Origin of the sequence: Halothiobacillus sp. DCM-1 (assembly GCF_045689735.1) — a bacterium.
In the GTDB taxonomy this organism is placed as follows: Bacteria; Pseudomonadota; Gammaproteobacteria; order Halothiobacillales; family Halothiobacillaceae; genus Halothiobacillus.
Map to the genome: position 1 here is coordinate 841,425 of NZ_CP142685.1, position 20,411 is coordinate 861,835.

Sequence of the window (20,411 nt, forward strand, 5' to 3'; positions counted from 1 at the left end):
AGGCGGCGGCCATGGCATGGCCAATGGCTTTGAGCGGGTGGCCGTACAATCGTTCAATCTGAGTAGATTTCATGACGGATTTGGTTCATCACGCATTGACGGTGTTCATGGCGTTCTTTGCCATCATGAATCCGATTGCAAATTCCGTGATTTTTTTGAGTCTGACCAGCAATCTGGGCATCCGCAGTACGCGCCGCGTGGCGTTGCGCGCCTTGCGGGTGGCGTTCGGCATCGTGCTGGTGTTCGCCTTGTTCGGTTCGATGGTGTTTGCCTTGTTTGGCGTCACCCTGGCCGCCCTGCGGATTGCGGGCGGGGTGCTGATCGCCTTGGTCGGGTATCGCATGCTGCACGGGGAGCACTCGTTGGTGTCTCACCCGGCGGCGCTCGCGACTGCGGATGGGGCATCAGAACCCGAAGGATCCACGAATGATGTGGCGATTACGCCGCTGGCGATTCCGGTGCTGGCCGGGCCGGGCACGATTGCCACCACCATGAGCTATGCCCCGAGTGGTCAATGGATTCTGACGGGCATCACCATCGCCATGTTTTTCTTGATCTGTGTCATCACTTATCTGGCGTTTGTGTTTTCAGAACAGATTCTGGCGCGGATCGGCCGGGATGGGATGGCGGTCATCACCCGGTTGATGGGGTTGATTCTGGCGGTAATCGGCGTGCAGATGTTACTGATGGGGATTCAGGAGTCGGGTGTGCTTGTCCCGGTGATGGCGCATTAATGAAAACGCCCTGATGGAACACAGGGCGCTTGGGTCTGAGTTGGAATCTCGTCAAGCCGGTGCGGGCAGGGCGAGTTTGAGCTTTTTCAGCGCGGCGGTTTCGATCTGCCGAACCCGTTCCGCAGAGACCTGATATTCCGCAGCCAGGCTTTGCAAGGTGGCTTTGGGCTCTTGCAGCCAGCGCCGTTCGAGGATATCCCGGCTGCGGGCATCGAGGCTGGCCAGCGCGGTGGTCATGGCGTGGATGCGTTCATCTTCATCGCGCTGAGCGGTGATGTCTTCGGCAGAAATCTGGTTGGGATCGACCAGCATCTGGGCGAAAGAGGGGCTTTCGCCTTCCCCTTCGTGCTCGTAGGCCGGTGCGTCCAGCGCCACATCCTGGCTGTATAACCGGGATTCCATGGTGACGACTTCGCGTTCGGGCACATTCAGCTCGGCGGCGATGGCGCGTGTTTCTTCCGCCGTCAGCCAACCGAGGCTGTTTTTCATGGTGCGCATCTTGAAAAACAGTTTGCGCTGCGCTTTGGTGGTGGCGATTTTGACGATGCGCCAGTTCTTCAGAATGTATTCATGAATTTCTGCGCGAATCCAGTGCACGGCAAAGGTGACGAGCCGCACTTTTTGTTCTGGCTCGAACCGTTTGACCGCCTTCATTAGGCCAATGTTGCCTTCCTGGATGAGATCGGACAGCGGCAAACCGTAGCCACGGTAGCCCCGGGCGATATGCACGACGAAGCGCAGATGCGCCATGATGAGTTTTTGTGCGGCTTCGATGCTGCCCTGCTCTTTCAGTTGCCGAGCCAAGCGATCTTCTTCCTCGGCACTGAGGAGCGGGATGCGGCGAACTTCAGCCAGATATTGCTGCAACGAATCCCCGACCACCGGCAGGTTGCGGGGTGCGATTGATTGTTGGGCGATGGTCATAGCAACAGGTTTCCTCAAAAAGCGGATGATGTGTTTAAACCCAGGCGCATGGGCGTTTGGGAAAAATTACAGCAGTAAAACCAAACTAGGGTGAATTTTAGCACGCCGGTTGGATCGTTTGCGGTCGGGAAAGTTTCACACTTGAACCGTGCTGCGCAGGAAATTTTGACCGATGATTTGCGCACTGAGCCAGCCCAGCAGCGCGCCGGTCAGTCCCAGCGTGAGCACCAGCGATGCCGGTGTCAGCAGGGTCAGTGTGGCGCCATATTCGCGGGCGATCTCGTTGATGGGCGTGGTCAACATCGACAGCAGGATGTTGATCAATCCCCCGGCAATCAGCCCGCCCAGCAGCCCCATCACCGCGCCGTCGTAGAGCAGTGGGCGGAGCATATAGCGCCGGGTCGCGCCGATCAGCGCCATCAGCAGTAGTTCCTGCCGCCGACCTTCGAGTTCGAGCCTCAAGGTATTGCCGACCACAAACAAGACGGTCAGGCCGAACAACGCCAGCAACCACCCGCTCAATTCATTGAAAAAATTCGCTATTTTCTGCAAACGCTCGATCCATTGCCCCCCGGTGGCGATGCTATCCACTCGGGGATTCCGTTGAATTTGCGTTTGTAAATCCAGCAGATCCTGGGGGTTGCCTGCGCGGGCGCGGACGATCACGACCGGCGGCAGCGGGTTGTCGGAACCCGATTCAAGTTGAGAGATATTCAGCCGATGGGCGAGCTGCTTGAGCCCTTGTTCCGGCGTGATGACCTCGCTGTGTTCGATCTGCGGGAACTGTTTGAGCCACTCGGTGAATTCCACAACGGCGGCCGGCGGCATGCCGGTTTTCAGGTAGATATTCATCTGCCCTTGTTCCGCCGCAAAAACGCCGCCGAAGGTTTTCATCTGGCTGGCGAGGGTCATCAAGAACCCCGGCAAGGCCAGTACGACGGCAATCGCAAAAATCGTCGCCCAGGTGCCAAGGGGGCGGCGGATGAGCCGCCAAAAACTATCGCGCAGACAGCGTGCATGGTGGCTTTGCCAGGCGCCGAGGGCAGATTGTTTCTTGCCGGCCTTGTTGCCAGGCGGGGCAGGGGACTGTGCCATGGGTCAGTACGCCTCTTCGATGCGGTCGATTCGCCCTTCGTGCAACACGATTCGCGGGACGGCAAAAGTTTTCAGCAGGTGGAGATCATGGCTGGCGATCAGAACCGTGACGCCAATCGCGTGAAAATCGGCAAACTGGTTGAAAATCTCGCGGGAAAGTTCGGGGTCGAGGTTTCCGGTTGGTTCGTCGGCCAGCAGGATTTTCGGACGGTTGACCAAGGCCCGGGCGATATTGACCCGTTGCTGCTCCCCGCCGGAGAGCTCGATGCTCCGCGCCCGCTGGCGATGCAATAACCCGACTTTATCGAGTGCCGCTTCCACGCGACGGCGGATCAACGCGGGATCGTAACCGGTCACCTGCAAGGGCAGGGCGACATTGTTGAACACGGTTTGATCGAGCAGCAAATGATGATCCTGAAAAACCACGCCGATCTGCCGCCGTAATTTGGGGTATTGATGGGGGCGCATGCGCTTCAGATCGTGTCCCCCGACGCGCACAGTGCCGGATGTCGGCTGGTCGAGCGCGGGAATCATCCGTAGCAGCGTAGATTTACCCGAGCCGGAATGTCCGGTGAGGAACACCATCCGGCCTTCCGGAATGTGGAAGCGCACATCCTGAAGACCGAAGTGACCATTGGCAAAGCGGCGACTGACTCCGTCGAACTCGATCATGCGCTTTCCCGGTCGAGTAAGGTATCGACATAAGCCGTGGGGTCAAAGGGACGGAGATCGTCCAGCGCCTCGCCGATGCCAATGAATTCGATGGGTAACGCCAGCTCGTCGGCAATCGCAAAAATGATGCCGCCCTTGGCGGTACCGTCGAGCTTGGTGACGATCAAGCCGGTGACCCCCACCGCCTGATGAAACTGCCGTGCTTGATTCAGCGCATTCTGGCCGATGCTGGCATCCAGCACGAGCAGAACCTCATGAGGCGCACCCGGCTCCGCCTTGTCGAGCACTCGAGTGAGTTTTTTCAGTTCGTCCATCAAGCCGCCCTGCGTATGCAAACGACCGGCGGTATCGGCGATCAGCACCTCCATCCCGCGCGCGCGCGCCGCTTGCACCGCATCGAACAGCACCGAAGCCGCGTCGCCCCGCCCCGGTTCGCCGATGACCGGGATCTGATTGCGCGCGCCCCAGGTCATCAGTTGTTCCACGGCCGCCGCCCGGAAGGTATCGCCGGCGGCCAGCATCACCGTTTGACCCGATTGACGGAACCAATGCGCCAGCTTGCCGATGGTGGTGGTTTTGCCCGCGCCATTGATGCCGCACATGAGGATGACATGCGGATGATGAACCCGTGGCGATACCGGGCGCTGCACCGCCGCGAGACGGGTAATCATGAGTTCGCGCAGTTTTTCGAACAGCGCTTCGGGATCATGGATTTGTTTGCGGGAAATTTGCTGTTCGAGTTCTTTGATGAGCGCGCGTGTGGTGGCTTGCCCCACATCCGCCAGAATCAGGCGGGTTTCCAGCTCTTCCAGAATCTCGGCATCCAGAGTTTTCTTGCCAAGAAACAGATTGCCGAGCCCTTCGGTGAGGTTATTCCGACTGCGGCTGAGCTGTTGCCAAAAACGCGATTTGGGTTTTTCCTGGACTGCATGGGCAGCGGGTTCAACGAGGGGGGCTGTCACCACGCGCGCCGATTCGTTCGGAGGCGGCAGCAGAGTAGCAGCCGAAGCCCCATCGACCGTGCCAGACTCGGATGCCGAAGGCAGAGGCGCGTTGTATTCCGGTTCAGCCGGCGTTTTTTTTCGGCGTAAAAATCCAAACATCCGATAGATCGCTCAAGGTCGTTCAGTGAGGTGGCCGGGGCGGCGCGGTGGTTTGCCCGATATTTGCGGCGTATTTTATCATGGGCAACAGTTGCTGCTGGTTTCTTGTTTCGGGTCTTACTTGGCCGATTCCGCTCGGGTGGCGGCGGGCGTGGCTGTTGCTGGCGGGCGCGCTGGAAAACCGGCGAACTGCCCGCAGGCGCACGCGGGTTCTCGGCATACCGACCCAATCGCGTGGATAACCCGTTTGCCTTCCATTTCTATCCGGCGCTGTATGTCGTGAGTGGAATGGCGCTTGCGGTGTGGGGTTTGTTGGTACTGGTCGGCATGGCGCCGCCATTGGCCTTGCGGTAGTCGGTTCGCAGGATCAGAACATCCTTCAACCCAGCGCCGTAACTGGGAGTCGGGCTTGGATGTTGGGCGCGACAAAACGAAGGAGTGTCTTCATGAAAATCCATTCTGCTCTGATGTTCGCGCTGATTGCCGCACTTGCAGCGCATGTTGTCGAGGCGCAATCGGATCATGGTTTGCGTGAATATGTCATGCAGCGATCGGCTTCTGTTGATGGCAATGTGCCTCAACTACGCCCAAGTCAAACTTTTTCCTATGGCTCCGATCCGCTGCAGGTGCTGGATTTTTATGCGGTACCCCATGCAAGCCGCCCGACGCCGCTGATCATTTTCGTGCATGGCGGTGGATGGAAGCGCGGCAGCAAGGATGTGGCGGCCAGCCGTTATGCCCCTGCGCATTTCACCCAGTTAGGCTATGCCTATGCCGCGATCAATTATCGGCTGGTGCCTGCTGCCACGGTGGAGCAGCAGGGTGAGGATGTCGCCCTGGCGCTCAAGGCGCTGCTGGCGCGTGCCGGGCAGCTGGGGATCGATCGCAGCCGGGTCGTGCTGATGGGGCACAGCGCTGGCGCCCATCTGGTCGCGTTGGTCGGCACCGATGAACGCTATCTGAAGAATGTTGGCTTGAGCTTTGCCGATATTCGCGGCGTCATTCCCATTGATGGCGCGGCTTATGATGTGCCGCGCCAGATAGCGCAGGGCGGAAGGTTCATGCATGACACCTATCTGCAGGCATTCGGAACCGATCCCGCCCGTCAGCGTGCGCTATCGCCCGTCATGCAGGCGGCCGCGCCCAATGCGCCTGCATTTTTATTGCTGCATGTTCAGCGCCCCGACGGAATGGCTCAGGCGAAGGAGCTGGAAACCGCGCTGAAACGGGCAGGAACTGCGGTCGAACGGCGCGATTTTCCCGGTACCGGCCTGCGTGGCCATGCCGAAATCAATCGCCAGTTGGGTAATCCTGACTATGCAGCAACGCCGGTGGTGGATGCCTGGCTGAGGGGCGTTTTCGGTACAAAGTAGCTGAGGCATTGACGCATAGAGCAAATACCCGGGCTCCCGAAGATTGGTTTGCTACTCTGCGAGCGTATTTCGCGGAGAATGCGTTCAACCGCCTCGCTATTGGGTGAGGTAATAGTCGAAGTATGTGTGGCACCATTCCAAAGCGTTTTGTGCCAGTTCTTTTTAGGGCGTGGCGAGAACTGGGTTTTTCCACAGCGTCGAGGGGGCACCATTGGGACGGAGAGCGGGCGAGAATAAACCGGCCAGCGAATCAGGCGATCGTCACAAACCGCGCGTCTCGGGCAGGGAGCCGGGGATCGTCTCGGGGGTTGTATCCGGGCGGCAGCAGGTGCGGATTACCGGCGGTATCTGGCGCTCGCGGCGGCTGAGTTTCCCGGCGATGCCGGGGCTTCGGCCGACGCCGGATCGGGTACGCGAAACCTTGTTCAATTGGTTGGGGCAGGATTTGTCCGGCTGGCGGGTTCTGGATTTGTTCGCTGGCAGTGGGGTGTTGGGATTTGAAGCCCTTTCGCGCGGTGCGGCTTGGTTGGGCAGTGTCGAGCAGGCCAGCCGCACGGCGAGCCAGTTACGCCAATCCGCCCAAAGCCTGGGCGTGTCGGCCTCGACCTGGCAGTTATGGCAGATGGATGCCTTGGCTTGGTTGGATCAAGCACCTCGGCTGCTGGCGGCGCAGCGTCTGAATCTGGTTTTGCTCGACCCGCCTTTCGCTTCGCCCGCGTTGTTGAGCGATGCCTTGGCACGGCTCTCGGGGGCGGATTGGCTGGCGCCGGACGCCTGGTTGTATCTGGAGTGTTCGGCGCAAATCGAGGTGCCCGCAATCCCCGGCTGGTCCGTGCATCGGACGAATCGGGCAGGCGAAAGCCAGTTTGCATTATGGCGGCGTCAGGCAATGCCGTCGTCAAGCATCCCCGAGTGAACGACCGCGCTCGATGTTGACGGTTGCCTTGCCACTGGCCGCATAGCCAGCGCCTGCCGCCTGATCTGCGGCCTGTGTCAGCAGTTGAATCCGTTCCTGCATGATTTGACCCAGTCGCCCGACGGTGAGCAGGTGCTGCTGCATATAGCCGTGAATGAGTGCCAGTGAAGGCTGGAGTTGTTGCCAGCGCCCTAGCCAATCCTGCTGGTCGGTATCGGCGCAGGCGAGGGCGCTTCCCATGTCGTGGGGCTTTGTTTGCTGGCTCAGCCAGTGCTGGCGCTGTGCTTCCGCCTGTGCCAGTTCGGCGTTGCCACTCAGGATCGCGTGGACGCATTGATCGAGGGCATTTTCGACGGCATTCTGGGGCGCGGCCAGCACATCGGCCAGTGCGCGGTGTGCCTGAACCAGCCGCCGGACGGCGGTTTCAAGATCAGACAGCATGCGATCAACGGCGGTTGTCTGGCTCATTGTGTCGGCTATCGGGACGCTTATTGTGATTCGAGTTCGTGAAAACGCGCCGCGATTTTTGCCGGGTCGAGCGTGTATTGCCCTTGTGCGATCAGCGATTTGATGCGATCGACCTTGGCTTGATCGAAGCTGGGGGGGCTGGCGAGTTGCTGGGTGAGTTGCTGCATGCCCGTTGCCTCGGCAGAGAGACTCACGGAAGTTTCCTCGCTACCAATCGAGCCCGAGGTGCCGCTGGTCGGAGCGCGCGTGCCGCTTTTTGCGTCGGTCGCGCTGTTGGTGTATCCGTTATTTCCAATTAGCCCATTGATTTTATTCATGTTAGTTCCCTTGTGCCGGAGCCGTTGGCGTGATGGGGCACAAAACCGGATGGTGAAATTGACGATCTACCTGTGCAGCATATCGGCAGCATCGGGAATTACTTGAGCGCTCTCGATACATTTTTTTACCTTGCTCCGATGAGTGTCATTTAGGGGATTTTAACGGTGTGCGCATCGACGACAATCCCCTGAATCAAGTCGCCCGATCGACTGTTCTTGACGGTGATTCGCTGTCCGGCACCGCCATTGCCCTGCGCGATGCCTTGGGCGGAGACTTGAACGCCGCCTTCCTCCGCAACCAGGGTGACTTGGTCGCCGCGTTTGATCAGTTGGGCAATGCCTAAATCTTGCTGGGTCAATAGTTGTCCCGCCTGCATGGGATGAATGACGGTCTGGCCGATGGCGGTTTGAGGATCGGTCAGGTAGGTGAGTCCGGGCTGATTGACATTGATTTCTCGGGTGGATAAATCGCTGGCCGCGATCACGGTACCCGCAGCCATGGGGCGGGTCAGTACCAGAGCGGGCATCATCTGCCGTATCGTGACCGGTACATAAATCCGCCAGGGCGCATCACCGGCGCAACTGACCTTGAGGGTGATACGCCCGCCCGTGCCGTTGCTTTGGGCATTGGTTACCCCAAGCGGTTGAGTGCAGGGTTTCAGTTGCAGTCGCGGATCAATCCCATCCAGGTTGTAGTGGGTGTGGGCGTTCTGGCCAAATTGCGCATCCAGAAAGGCTTGTGCGGCCGCGCGGATGCTCTCGATGGATTGAAATGCTTCGGCGGCGACCACATGCCCACTGAGCAGGATCCCCCCGGCCAGCAGCCAACCGGCGAGTCGTGCGCTGCGCGATCGACGGCTCAGGGCGGGGCAGGCAGTGGGTGAGGCAGTGGGCATGGCGTCGGCTTCGGGATGTGATGCAAACATTCAAGCAATATCCAAGCCAGATTCGTGCAGCGCCCGTGCCTTCAATTCAGGTCGCCAACCGCCAAAAACTCGGCAATATCGAGGGCGGCATAGGTCAGAACGCCATCGGCACCGGCGCGTTTGAAGCCGAGCATGGTTTCCAGCAGGCATTTGCGCCAGTCGAGCCAGCCATTGTCGGCTGCCGCGCGGAGCATCGCGTATTCCCCGGAGACATGGTAAGCAAAGGTCGGCGCTTTGAGTTCCTGTTTGACGCGATAGACGATGTCGAGATAGGGCATGCCCGGCTTGACCATGACCATGTCGGCACCTTCGCGCAAATCCATCGCCGCCTCATGCAGTGCTTCATCGCTGTTGGCGGGATCCATCTGATAGGTTTTTTTGTCGGCCTTGCCGAGGTTGGCGGCCGATCCGACCGCATCCCGGAAGGGGCCATAGAAGCTGGAGGCATATTTGGCGCTATACGCCATGATGCGGGTGTGGATGTGTCCTTGCGTTTCGAGCGCCCGCCGAATGGCGCCGATGCGTCCGTCCATCATGTCGGAGGGGGCGACGATGTCGGCACCGGCCTCGGCGTGCGAGATCGCCTGCCGCACCAGCACTTCGACGGTTTCATCGTTGAGCACATAACCTGCTTGATCGGTGAGCCCGTCTTGACCGTGGCTGGTGTAGGGATCGAGCGCCACATCGGTCATGATGCCGAGCTCGGGAAAGCTGTGTTTGAGTTCCCGCACGGCGCGCTGAACCAGTCCATCGGGGTCGTAGGCGGCTTCGGCGCCGTTCGATTTGGCGTCTGCCGGGGTGACCGGGAACAAGGCGAGCAGCGGGATGCCGAGATTGTGCGCGCGTTCGGCAGTTTCGAGCAGCAAGTCAATGCTTTGACGCTGGACGCCCGGCAGCGAGCTGACGGGTTCCTGACGACCGGTTCCCTCCAGCACGAAGACCGGCAGAATCAGATCGGCGGCGCTCAGGTGATGCTCCTGCATCAGTCGGCGGCTAAAAGCATCTTTACGCATCCGCCGTGGGCGGTGCGCGGGAAACGGGCGATCAGCGATCATGGCAGCTCCGAAGGTCGTGCGGGAAATGGGGTTGCATATTATTGCGAATGCCGGGTTCGATGGGGAAATCCCGCCGAGGTTCAGTGGTGCGCGCGTTGGTTGTTTGAATCGGGGGCGGCTTTTGACGGACAATGCCCGCCCACTCAGCCAGATCAGTGAATTTTTCCATGAGCGCGCTCGATTTTGCGGCCGAAACCATGCGGCGGCGCACCTTTGCCATCATTTCCCACCCGGACGCGGGCAAAACCACCATCACCGAAAAACTGCTGTTGTTCGGCGGCGCGATCCAGATGGCTGGTACGGTCAAGGGGCGAAAATCGACCCGCCACGCCACCTCCGACTGGATGGCGATGGAAAAAGAACGCGGGATTTCGGTCAGCAGTTCCGTGATGCAGTTTCCGTACCGCGAGTACATCATCAATTTGCTCGATACGCCCGGCCACGAGGATTTCTCGGAAGACACCTATCGCGTGCTCACCGCGGTGGATTCGGCGCTGATGGTGATCGATGTGGCCAAGGGGGTTGAAGCGCGCACCATCAAGTTGATGGAAGTCTGCCGGCTGCGCGACACACCGATCATCTCCTTCATCAATAAACTCGACCGCGAAGGCAAGGAGCCGCTGGAGCTGCTGGATGAAATCGAATCGGTGTTGCAAATCCGTTGCGCCCCCATCACCTGGCCGATCGGCATGGGTAAGCGCTTCAAGGGGGTGTATCACCTGTATGAGGATCGGGTGATTCTGTATGGCCCGTCGCTGCCGACGCGCGCGCAATCGAAAATGGTGATCGAGGGATTGCATAACCCGGAACTCGATGAAGCGCTCGGGGATCAGGCCGAGGAACTGCGGCAGGAAATCGAGCTGGTGCGCGGTGCGGCGGAACCTTATGATCGCGCGGCATTTTTGCGTGCCGAGCAGAGCCCGGTGTATTTTGGTTCTGCCATGAATAACTTTGGCGTGCAGGAGTTGCTCGATGGGTTTGTCGAAGCAGCGCCGGGGCCGCTGGCGCGGCCGGCGAACAGTCGAACGGTTCTGCCCACCGAGGAAAAATTTAGTGGCTTTGTCTTCAAAATCCAGGCCAATATGGATCCCCAGCACCGGGATCGGATCGCCTTTTTCCGCGTCTGCTCCGGAAAATTCAGCCGGGGGATGAAGGCGCGACATGTGCGGCTCGGGCGGGAGATCAAGATTCCGGATGCGCTCACCTTCATGTCATCGGATCGGGAGCGGCTCGAAGAGGCATATCCGGGCGACATCATCGGGATTCACAACCACGGCACGATCCGCATCGGTGACACCTTCACGGAAGGCGAGGTGCTGGCGTTTACCGGCATCCCGAATTTTGCGCCGGAACTCTTTCGCCGCGCACGCCTGAAAGATCCGCTCAAATCCAAACAATTGCTCAAAGGATTGAGTCAGTTGTGTGAAGAGGGCGCGACGCAGCTGTATAAGCCGTTGATCAATAATGATCTGATTCTCGGCGCGGTGGGTGTGCTGCAATTCGAGGTTGTGTCCGAGCGGCTTAAAACCGAATATGGCGTGGATTGCCAGTTCGAGGCGGTGAATGTGACCACGGCGCGCTGGGTGGAGTGTGACGACGCCAAGCGGTTCGAGGAATTCAAGGACAAAAACGAGGCGAATCTCGCCTTGGATCATGCCGGGGATCTGGTCTATATCGCCCCGACCCGCGTCAACCTGCAAATGGCGCAGGAACGCTGGAAAGAGGTGCGCTTCCTCGCGACCCGCGAGCACGGGGATTACGCCAGCGCGAATGATTGAGGTATCCGTTGAGCGGCTTGCCGCCGGTTGATCGGCGAATCCCGTCAGGGAGGGCTGGCCGCCGCCTTGGGCTTGGGTAGGCTCGCGGTCAATAGCCCGAAATCTTTCGGCGAGATGTACTGGAACAGGTCCTTTCCTTCGGGATTGACGGTAATCACCAAACCTTTATTTGGGTAAAGCCAGAATTGGGTGTTCTTGTCTTGCACGATCATCTGCGCCGGTTTGCCGAAACGGCGCTCAATCAAATCGATGCTGTAGTCTGTGGCGGGTTTATAGGTGATTGATTCCGTGGGAAAGTTCTGCGCCTCGCGAACCTGTTCATCACTCATGCTGTACTTCCAGGCGCCGCTGGGCGTGGGATCCGGGCTTTCCGGGTTATGACGGATCCAGTCCTGCAGCAACTTTTGATCGACTTTAGCAACCAGGGCAACATTCGCCGTCAGGGCGCCCACATCCGTGCTGCCAAAATAAGCTTCTAGGGTGGCATGTTTATCGGGATCCAGGAAAATCGCCAAATCGGCCTTTTTGTCGTAGAGGCGTTTGAATTCCAGGAGTGAATCTTTATCCAGATTCAGTCCGAACACCGAGCTGGTGCCGTCGGGGTGGACGGTAATATCCCAGGGGAGGAAGGGGTGGTCGGGCGCCTTGCTGCTGCAGGCTGACAGCAGCAGGCTGCCTGCAATCCATGCGATGGAAGCGCCGCGCAAGATTGCCCTCAGGTTTGGCTTTTGCACCATAGATCTCCCAAAAGTGTTTTCGGCTAGGGCGGGCAATGTAGCAGATGCGGGCGGCTGGTGTATTCTGCCAATGTGCGAAAAATACAATGAGGAAAACAGGATGAATCGTCTGCAAACGGTCGTCGGGGCGGTCGCGTTGGGTGTGGGGTTGATTGTTGGGTCTCAGGCGCAGGCCGCGGATGAGTTCCCCTTGCGTGCGCAGTATGCGTTGGTGGGGGTGAAGCCGCTGGATACCGAGGTTTTAACCAAGGATCGGGCGAAATTCACAGTGGTGGATGTGCGTTCAGCCTATGAATATCAAACGCTGCATATTGCAGGTGCCGTATCGGTTCCATTGACGAGTCCGAAGTTTGTAGATTCGCTCAAGTCATTGTCAGCGCAGGATAAAAAACCGCTGGTTTTTTACTGCAACGGCACCACCTGTGAAAAATCCTATAAGGCGGCCTCGGATGCGCTGGCGGCGGGTATCAAACCGGTGTGGGTGTATGACGCCGGCATTTTTGCCTGGGCGAAGGTAAATCCAGCGCAAACCGTGTTGCTGGGTAAGCCAATGACTTCGGCCAGCCAGTTGATTTCCAAAGCAGATTTCGAAGCGCACCTGCTTTCACCGCAAGAAATTGACGCCCGCCTGGCCAAGGAACCCAATGCGATCGTGCTGGATGTGCGAGATGCCGAGCAGCGGGCGGGCATTTCGCTGTTTCAGATGAAAGACATCCATGTGCCGCTGGATAGTCCGAAACTGATTGAATGGGTGGACAAGGCGAAAGCAGAACATCGCCCGCTCTACTGTATCGACGCGACCGGCCATCAAGTGCAATGGTTGCAGTATGTTTTGCAGGAGCGGGGTCTGACGCAATATTGGTTTGTGCGCGGCGGCGCCCGGGCGTTGTACGAAAGTTTGAAGTAGGACTCTGCCCATCGGCTTTATCCACTTCTCATAGGCGGGATTTATGCTAAATTCTTCTCGTTTATTTCAAGAGGGTGAACCGGATGATGCGTCGAATCGTAAAATTGGGCTTGCTTTTCAGCCTTGGGATGAATTTTTCATCCGGTTATGCCGATGAGCCCGCTGCCGCCGGGCGCTTGGCGGTCGGAGCGGCATTCCCGACGGTTGCCGTCACCGACCAGCACGATAAGCCGGTCGGCTTGCCGGGCGCGGCCAAAGTCATCATTTACGCCAATAGTAAAGCCGCCGATGAGTGGGTCAATCCCGTGTTGGCGCAGTACGGCGCCGAAGCATTGCGCGCCCATCAGGTTGCGTATGTTTCAGATATCAGCCGGATGCCGGGGTTGATCAGCCGGATGATCGCCCTGCCACAACTGCGGGAACGCAGCTATCCCGTGGTGTTATTGCGGGAATCCGCGCAACTTCTGGGTATGCCGCAGCCGCCCGAAAATTGTGTCGACTGGGTGGCATTGCAGGCGGGGCGCGTGACGGAACTGACCCCGCTTTGCACGGCAGCGCAGGTAAGTGAGCGCTTGAACGCCTTGCCTTGAGCGCCCTGCTTAACGCGGCCTGACCGCAGGTCGAGTCAGGCGAGATAGTCGCAGTTCGCTGCCTATTCGGAAAATAGCAGATAACCATTCAGCACAACGACGACCAGCACAATCGACCAGCCGGCCAATTTCACCCAAGTGGGATTGACATAGCGCCCCATGAGTTGCCGATTACTGGTAAAACGCATCAGTGGGATAAGTGCCAGGGCAATCCCGAATGACAGAATCACTTGGCTATAGACCAAAACTTCGGTGACATTCAAGCCGAGCCAGATGATGACGAACGAGGGGGTCATGGTGATGGCTCGGCGCAACCAGACCGGGATGCGAAAGCGCACGAATCCGCTCATGATTTCCTGACCGGCCAGGGTGCCCACGATGGTCGATGCCAAGCCCGCAATCAGCAGACTCGCGCCGAAAATCTGCGCGGCCAAAGTACCGAGCAGGGGTTCGAGCGTTTTATAAGCATCCTCGATACTGCCCATGGCTTGGTGGCCGGTGTCGTGAAACACCGCTGCCGCCATGGCGAGCATCGACAAGTTGACAAATCCGGCGATGGTCATGGCCAGTGCGATATCCCAGCGGGTGCTGCGGAATATCGATTTCCGGTGCTGTCTGCCATATTGGGCGATCTCCGCTTTGCTGATCGCCGAGTGCAGATAAATGACATGCGGCATCACGGTAGCGCCTAAGATGCCCGCAGCGAGGAAAATACTGGCGTGGCCATCGAAGCCCGGGATCAAGGCACCCTGGATGATCGATCCGGGATGTGGGTGGCTGTAAAACAATTCGGCGACATAAATCAATGCCACGGCCAGCAGCATGGCGCCAATCACCAACTGTAACGACTTGAAATTTCGGGTTTCCAAACTCAAGACCGCCCAACTGATCAGCGCAGTGATGACGGCGCCCTGCATCAGCGAAAAGCCGAACAACAAATGAAAACCCAAGGCCGCGCCGATGAACTCGGCAATATCGGTAGCCATGGCCAGAATTTCTGCCTGAATCCAGTACGGATAAACCGCCCAGCGGGGCAGGCGCTTGCCGAGCATCGAGGCGAGGGATTCTCCAGTCACCAGCCCCAGTTTGGCGGATAGGAACTGGATCATCGCGGCCATCAAGTTCGCCCAAACCACAACCCACAGCAGTAAATAACCATATTCGGCACCGGCCTGGATGTTGGTGGCGTAGTTGCCTGGGTCGATATAACCGATGGCCGCCACGAAGGCGGGGCCGAGAAACAGGAGACGAGCGCGTTTGTGACCCGTGATTGAGAAGGTTGCGGTCGACATGGTGTCCTGACTGATTAGCTTTAACTAAACTAAATTTTAGTCAAGGCTAAAAAAAGATGCAAGCAAGGCGGCGTGCGCAGAGAGTGAGTCAGTTGCGTGGTGATTGTTGAGGATCCGAAGGAAAGGAACGCACATCGATTTGATTGTGCTCGTTCAGTTGGATCAATGCGCGCTTGCCCCAGGCGGAGTTTTTCGCGAGTTGCTCGCCATCGAGGTAGATGCCGTTGATGGCGATGATTTGTGGCTCGAAGGATTCACAAAAGATTCGGACATCGGCCATGCCATTCACGCCCGCAGCAGCCGTGCCTTTCAGGGCGCCGTGGATATAGATCGAGCCATCGGCGACTACTCGGGCACCGCTGGCGACGGTGTTGATGATGATCAGATCGGAATCCCGGGCATACAGTTCTGCACCGGATCGAATCGGTTGACGAATGACCATCGGCGGCTTGAGTGTTTTGTCGCTTCCGGGCGTTTCAAGCGCTGCGGCTGGGAGCGGCGTTTCTACCGCCGGGGGCGCGGGCGGCGCACTGGGCGGCGTGATGGCAATCGGTGCCGCCGTTGCCGATTCGCGGGGCTCGATGATCGGCAACTGGGCAAGGGTTGCCTGCTCGCGTTGTTTATTGCTGCCCCCCAATACGGCAATCGGATGCAATTGGTAATTTTTCAGCAGGCTGAGTAAGGCAGGAAAGTCAATCCATTTGCCACTGCCTTCAATCTCGGTGAGATCAATCAAAATCGGCTCAATGGCTTGTCCATCGGCAGGAAGGAGGGTTTCCTTGAACGCTTTGGTGAGCTTGAGCAAGTGGGTTTCCCGCAGAATCAGCCGGGTGACCGGCGTGGCGATTTGCGCGAGGGCAAAGGTATCGTGATCAATGGCTAAGTCGGGCGCAGCGGTCATGAGAGCAGGAAGATCCAGGGTGGCGTTACAGTTGGCAGGCCGCGAGTTCAAACGGCACATCGAAATTGACTTGATAGGGATGTCCGGTTTGGCGATCCATTTGCATGAATCGCACGGTGACACGATGTTTGCTGGCGCTGATTTCCGGATAGTAGGGCGCATTGCGCTCAGCGATGACCCGAATGAGTTGGTAGGGCGCGCCGAGATCCAGGTTGAGTTGAAAGAATCCGGATTCTGCTCGCTGGGGCGCGGGTTGCACACTGGTGCGAATGAGCTGGACGACCAGCTCATTCGCCTCGGTGATGGGCGCCAGCGGTGCTAGCCAGCCTTCAATATCATCTTGCCGTTCGCTGGCGGGCAGGCTCAGCCAGTAGTGCAGCGCGGGCAAATCGAAGGAGCACAAGGCACCGGGAATCGAGGCGCGTTGCCGAATGGCATTGATGAGTTCGTTCTGCTTGAGATGGGCGCCGGGCGCACCACTGAAGCGGTGGAGTTGATCCAGCAATTGAGCTTGCTGATCGAGCAGACGGTGCAGTTTTTCGGCATTGACCTGCGGGGTATGCGCCATATGCAGGAGCTTGGCCTGTTGTCGCTCCAGCTCTTTGATCAGCTCTCGTTTCACATCGATGCGGCCCAGCACATCGGTGGCTTCAATCAGAATGAGGATGGCGCACAGCGCAGATTCCGGCGAATCATCCAAGCGATGCTGTGCCATACGGCTGAACAGATATTCCAGCCGCAGGCAGGCACGAATCCGTTCGTTTAATGGTTGTTCGAAGATATGTGCCGCCATGATTCCTCAGCGCGGTGAAATGTCCAAATCACTGAGATCATACCCCAAACCTGAGAAGTGTAGGGTAAGTGCTTGAACGGGCTTCATTCTGGCTCGTAACCCAGGATCGGTGCCAGCCAGCGTTCGGCCTCCGCCAGCGTCCAGCCTTTGCGTTCGGCATAGTCGTGCACCTGATCGCGGCCAATCTTGCCGGTACCGAAATAACGGGCGTCCGGGTGGGCAAAATACCAGCCGGAAACCGCCGCGCCGGGGTACATGGCAAAGCTTTCGGTGAGCGCGATGCCCGCGCGGGTTTCGGGCTCCAAGAGCGTCCAGAGCGTGCCTTTTTCCGTGTGATCCGGGCAGGCGGGATAGCCCGGCGCAGGGCGGATGCCCTGATATTGCTCGGCGATCAACGCCTCGTTGTCGAGCGATTCATTCGGGGCATAACCCCAGAATTCGGTGCGGACGCGCTGGTGCAGGCGTTCGGCAAAGGCTTCAGCAAGGCGGTCGGCCAGGGATTTCAGCAGGATGGCGTGGTAGTCGTCATGCGCTTGTTCGAACCGGGCGATATGTGGTTCGATGCCGTGCCCGGTGGTGACGGCAAACCCGCCGAGCCAATCCTTGATCTTGCTGCCGGTCGGCGCGATGAAATCACTCAAACACTGGTTTGGCTTGCCGCCACTGCGCGGCATCTGTTGGCGGATGTGGTGCAGGGTGGTCAGCACGGACTGGCGTTTTTCGTCGGTGAACACGCGGATATCGTCGTCCACACTCGCCGCCGGCCAGAAGCCGATGACGCCCCGGGCGGTCAGCCAGCGTTCATCGACGATTTGTTGCAGCATGCGTTGGGCATCGTCGAACAGCTTGCGCGCTTCGGTGCCCACGGTAGCGTCGTCGAGAATCGCCGGGTATTTGCCGAATAGCTGCCAGCTTTGGAAGAACGGCGTCCAGTCGATGTAGGGGACGAGATCATCCAGCGGGTAGTCGTCGAATACCGTGATGCCGGGGTTCTTCGGTGGCATGGGCGTGTCGTTTGCGTAGTCCATCACTTCGCGGTTGGCGCGTGCTTCGGCCAGGCTGACGCGCTTGGCGTCGGTCTGGTTGGCTTTGCGGCGGGCGACGAGTTCGGCATAGTCGGCGGCGATTTCTGCTGCATAGACGGCCTTGTTTTCGCCGAGCAGGCTGGCCGCTACGCCGACCGCCCGCGAGGCATCGAGGACATGCACGACCGGGTGCCGGTAGGCCGGGGCGATTTTCAACGCGGTGTGCAGTTTGGAGGTGGTCGCCCCGCCGATCATCAACGGAATATCAAAGCCCTGCCGTTCCATCTCCTGTGCGACGGTGACCATTTCATCGAGCGAGGGGGTAATCAGGCCGGAGAGGCCAATCAAATCGCAGCGTTCGGCGCGTGCGGCGTCGAGAATGGTTTGCGTGGGCACCATCACGCCGAGATCGACGATTTCGAAGCCATTGCATTGCAGTACGACCCCGACGATATTTTTGCCGATGTCGTGGACATCGCCCTTGACGGTGGCCATCAGGATTTTGCCGGCGGACTCCGCAGCGCAGCCACCCGCAGCCGCCTCTGCTTCCATGAAGGGCATGAGATGCGCGACGGCCTTTTTCATGACCCGCGCGGATTTGACGACCTGCGGCAGGAACATTTTGCCCGCGCCGAACAGGTCGCCCACGATGTTCATGCCGTCCATCAAGGGGCCTTCGATAACATGCAGCGGGCGGGCGGCGGCGAGGCGGGCTTCTTCGGTGTCCTCGATGACGAATTGATCGATGCCTTTGACGAGGGAATGCGCCAGCCGTTCGTTGACCGGCAGGCTGCGCCAGGCGAGATCGGCACCGGACTTGGCTTCCGCGCTGCCGCTGCCCCGATATTTTTCGGCGATTTCGAGCATGCGGTCGGTGCCGTCCGGGCGGCGATTGAGCACGATGTCTTCCACCGCTTCGCGCAGTTCGGCCGGAATATCATCGACCAGCACGAGCTGGCCGGCATTGACGATGCCCATGTCCATGCCCGCCGCGACGGCGTGGTGCAAAAACACGCTGTGAATCGCCTCCCGTACGGGTTCATTGCCGCGAAACGAGAACGAGACATTCGACACCCCGCCGGAAATGAGGGCGTGCGGCAGGTTGGTTTTGATCCAGCGCACCCCTTCGATGAATTCGACGGCGTAGTGATTGTGTTCCTCGATGCCAGTGGCGATAGCAAAAATATTCGGGTCGAAGATGATGTCTTCGGCGGGAAAGCCGACTTCTTCCGTGAGCAGCCGATACGCACGGGTACAGATTTCGATCCGCCGGGCCAGGCTGTCGGCCTGCCCCTGCTCATCGAAGGCCATGACCACGGCGGCGGCACCGTAGCGGCGAATGGTGCGGGCGTGCTCCAGAAAAATGGCCTCGCCCTCTTTCATGGAAATCGAGTTGACGATGGGTTTGCCTTGCACCCATTGCAGCCCTTTTTCAATGACGCTGAATTTTGAGCTGTCGATCATCACCGGCACGCGGGCAATATCCGGTTCGGCGGCGATGAGTTTGATGAAGCGCTCCATCGCGGCCTCGCCGTCGATCAGCCCCTCATCCATGTTGATGTCGATGACCTGCGCCCCGGCCTCGACCTGCTGCCGTGCCACATCAAGCGCGGTGGTGAAATCGCCTTCTTTGATGAGCCGCCGGAATCGCGCCGAGCCGGTGACATTGGTGCGTTCGCCCACATTCACGAACAGCGAATCCGGCGTGATGTTGAATGGTTCGAGGCCAGAAAGACGGCAGGCCGGTTCCGGCTTGGGCGGAATGCGCGGCGCGTGCGGCGCGACCTGCTTGGCCATGTAGGCGATGTGTTCCGGCGTGGTGCCACAACAGCCGCCGACGATGTTGATGATGCCGGAGCGCGCCCATTCGCCGATCTGTTGCGCCATCGGGTCGGCTTCCAGATCGTATTCACCCAGCTCGTTCGGTAGCCCCGCATTGGGATGCACGGAGACCGGAAATTCGCTGACGCGCGACAGTTCGGCCACATATTGACGCAGCAAATCTGGCCCCAGCGCGCAGTTCAGGCCGATCGAGAGCGGCTGGGCATGACGCAGGCTGTTGTAGAAGGCTTCGGTGGTCTGGCCGGAGAGGGTGCGGCCGGAGGCATCGGTAATGGTGCCGGAAATCATCACCGGCCAGCGCATGCCGCGTTCGCCAAACAATACTTCCAGAGCATAAACCGCAGCTTTGGCATTGAGGGTATCGAAGATCGTTTCGATCATCAGAATATCGACGCCCCCATCCAGCAGCGCGATGGCGGCTTCGCGGTAGGATTCGACCAGCTCGGTGAAACTCACATTGCGAAAGCCCGGATCATTCACATCCGGCGAGATCGACCCCGTGCGGCTGGTCGGGCCGAGAATCCCGGCGACAAAACGCGGTTTTTCCGGGGTTTCGGCGGTCTTGGCATCGGCAATCCGGCGGGCAAGCCGTGCGGCTTCCCGATTCAATTCCGGCACCAGCGCCTGCATTTCGTAATCGGCCATCGAGATGCGCGTGGCGTTGAAGGTGTTGGTCTCGATGATGTCTGCCCCGGCATCGAGATACGCCTGGTGGATGCCAGCAATGACCTCGGGTTTGGTTAGTACCAGCAGATCGTTGTTGCCTTTGAGATCGACCGGCCAGTCGGCAAACCGGGCACCGCGGTAATCGGCTTCCTGCAATTTGTGCTTCTGGATCATCGTGCCCATGGCGCCATCGAGCAGCAGGATGCGTTCGGCCATTAGTTGACGCAGTTGAGTGAAAACGGGGTGCAAGGCAGGTTGGGTGACGGAAGCGGTCATGGGCTATCTTGAGTTTATTGG

The 20,411-nt window shown here is 59.0% G+C and carries 20 protein-coding genes; 7 read left to right on the forward strand and 13 right to left on the reverse strand.

Annotation, left to right across the window (positions count from 1 at the left end):
* Positions 1–71: 71 nt before the first annotated feature.
* Entirely contained in the window at positions 72–734 is a 663-nt protein-coding gene (locus VOI35_RS03970) for a MarC family protein (RefSeq protein ID WP_407276592.1), read from the forward strand.
* 51 nt (positions 735–785) lie between these two features.
* Here VOI35_RS03970 and rpoH read toward each other — a convergent pair whose 3' ends face one another.
* From rpoH to ftsY, 4 genes are all read right to left on the reverse strand, one after another.
* A complete protein-coding gene (rpoH, locus tag VOI35_RS03975) occupies positions 786–1,658 on the reverse strand; it encodes an RNA polymerase sigma factor RpoH (RefSeq protein WP_407276593.1) in 873 nt (290 codons plus the stop codon).
* A 135-nt stretch (positions 1,659–1,793) separates the two neighbouring features.
* The gene (locus tag VOI35_RS03980) at positions 1,794–2,753 is read right to left on the reverse strand and encodes a cell division protein FtsX (protein ID WP_407276594.1); all 960 of its coding nucleotides are present in this window, start codon (positions 2,751–2,753) and stop codon (positions 1,794–1,796) included.
* Between the two features lie 3 nt (positions 2,754–2,756).
* Positions 2,757–3,425, reverse strand: a complete 669-nt coding sequence (gene ftsE, locus VOI35_RS03985; RefSeq protein ID WP_407276595.1) for a cell division ATP-binding protein FtsE — start codon at positions 3,423–3,425, stop codon at positions 2,757–2,759.
* A complete protein-coding gene (gene ftsY, locus VOI35_RS03990) occupies positions 3,422–4,528 on the reverse strand; it encodes a signal recognition particle-docking protein FtsY (RefSeq protein WP_407276596.1) in 1,107 nt (368 codons plus the stop codon). Before ftsY ends, ftsE begins: the two co-directional genes overlap by 4 nt.
* A gap of 105 nt (positions 4,529–4,633) precedes the next feature.
* Between ftsY and VOI35_RS03995 the strand changes: the two genes are divergently transcribed.
* The 3 genes from VOI35_RS03995 to rsmD all read left to right on the forward strand — a co-directional run bounded on the left by VOI35_RS03995 (position 4,634) and on the right by rsmD (position 6,817).
* Positions 4,634–4,882, forward strand: coding sequence for a hypothetical protein (locus VOI35_RS03995; protein WP_407276597.1), 249 nt, complete (start codon positions 4,634–4,636; stop codon positions 4,880–4,882).
* Positions 4,883–4,974: 92 nt separating this feature from the next.
* Entirely contained in the window at positions 4,975–5,901 is a 927-nt protein-coding gene (locus VOI35_RS04000; RefSeq protein ID WP_407276598.1) for an alpha/beta hydrolase, read from the forward strand.
* A gap of 211 nt (positions 5,902–6,112) precedes the next feature.
* Positions 6,113–6,817, forward strand: coding sequence for a 16S rRNA (guanine(966)-N(2))-methyltransferase RsmD (gene rsmD / locus VOI35_RS04005; RefSeq protein ID WP_407276599.1), 705 nt, complete (start codon positions 6,113–6,115; stop codon positions 6,815–6,817).
* Here the strand turns inward: rsmD and VOI35_RS04010 are convergent.
* The 4 genes from VOI35_RS04010 to hemB all read right to left on the reverse strand — a co-directional run bounded on the left by VOI35_RS04010 (position 6,800) and on the right by hemB (position 9,583).
* Positions 6,800–7,285, reverse strand: a complete 486-nt coding sequence (locus VOI35_RS04010) for a hypothetical protein (protein ID WP_407276600.1) — start codon at positions 7,283–7,285, stop codon at positions 6,800–6,802. The two genes, rsmD and VOI35_RS04010, sit on opposite strands and share 18 nt — an antisense overlap.
* 20 nt (positions 7,286–7,305) lie before the next feature.
* A complete protein-coding gene (gene flgM, locus VOI35_RS04015) occupies positions 7,306–7,602 on the reverse strand; it encodes a flagellar biosynthesis anti-sigma factor FlgM (protein WP_407276601.1) in 297 nt (98 codons plus the stop codon).
* Positions 7,603–7,751: 149 nt separating this feature from the next.
* Complete coding sequence (flgA, locus tag VOI35_RS04020; RefSeq protein WP_407276602.1) at positions 7,752–8,528, reverse strand: flagellar basal body P-ring formation chaperone FlgA; 777 nt, start codon at positions 8,526–8,528, stop codon at positions 7,752–7,754.
* A 41-nt stretch (positions 8,529–8,569) separates the two neighbouring features.
* Positions 8,570–9,583 carry a porphobilinogen synthase gene (gene hemB / locus VOI35_RS04025; protein WP_407276603.1) on the reverse strand — a complete coding sequence of 338 codons (1,014 nt, stop codon included), beginning with the start codon at positions 9,581–9,583 and terminating at the stop codon, positions 8,570–8,572.
* 167 nt (positions 9,584–9,750) lie between these two features.
* Here hemB and VOI35_RS04030 point away from each other — a divergent pair, with 167 nt between their 5' ends.
* Entirely contained in the window at positions 9,751–11,361 is a 1,611-nt protein-coding gene (locus tag VOI35_RS04030; protein WP_407276604.1) for a peptide chain release factor 3, read from the forward strand.
* A 44-nt stretch (positions 11,362–11,405) separates the two neighbouring features.
* On the opposite strand, the gene VOI35_RS04035 is transcribed toward VOI35_RS04030, so the two are convergent.
* On the reverse strand, positions 11,406–12,185 hold the full coding sequence (locus tag VOI35_RS04035; protein ID WP_407276605.1) for a hypothetical protein: 780 nt from the start codon (positions 12,183–12,185) through the stop codon (positions 11,406–11,408).
* Between the two features lie 13 nt (positions 12,186–12,198).
* Between VOI35_RS04035 and VOI35_RS04040 the strand changes: the two genes are divergently transcribed.
* Positions 12,199–13,005, forward strand: coding sequence for a rhodanese-like domain-containing protein (locus tag VOI35_RS04040; RefSeq protein ID WP_407276606.1), 807 nt, complete (start codon positions 12,199–12,201; stop codon positions 13,003–13,005).
* An 83-nt stretch (positions 13,006–13,088) separates the two neighbouring features.
* Entirely contained in the window at positions 13,089–13,595 is a 507-nt protein-coding gene (locus VOI35_RS04045) for a hypothetical protein (RefSeq protein WP_407276607.1), read from the forward strand.
* 62 nt (positions 13,596–13,657) lie between these two features.
* Here VOI35_RS04045 and VOI35_RS04050 read toward each other — a convergent pair whose 3' ends face one another.
* From VOI35_RS04050 to metH, 4 genes are all read right to left on the reverse strand, one after another.
* Positions 13,658–14,887: an Nramp family divalent metal transporter gene (locus VOI35_RS04050; protein ID WP_407276608.1), complete on the reverse strand. Its 1,230-nt coding sequence runs from the start codon at positions 14,885–14,887 to the stop codon at positions 13,658–13,660.
* Between the two features lie 88 nt (positions 14,888–14,975).
* Positions 14,976–15,788 (reverse strand): septum site-determining protein MinC, encoded by an 813-nt coding sequence (gene minC / locus VOI35_RS04055; protein ID WP_407276609.1) that lies wholly within the window; start codon positions 15,786–15,788, stop codon positions 14,976–14,978.
* 25 nt (positions 15,789–15,813) lie between these two features.
* Positions 15,814–16,581, reverse strand: a complete 768-nt coding sequence (gene zapD, locus VOI35_RS04060) for a cell division protein ZapD (RefSeq protein ID WP_407276610.1) — start codon at positions 16,579–16,581, stop codon at positions 15,814–15,816.
* 83 nt (positions 16,582–16,664) lie between these two features.
* Complete coding sequence (metH, locus tag VOI35_RS04065) at positions 16,665–20,390, reverse strand: methionine synthase (protein ID WP_407276611.1); 3,726 nt, start codon at positions 20,388–20,390, stop codon at positions 16,665–16,667.
* Between the last annotated feature and the right edge of the window lie 21 nt (positions 20,391–20,411).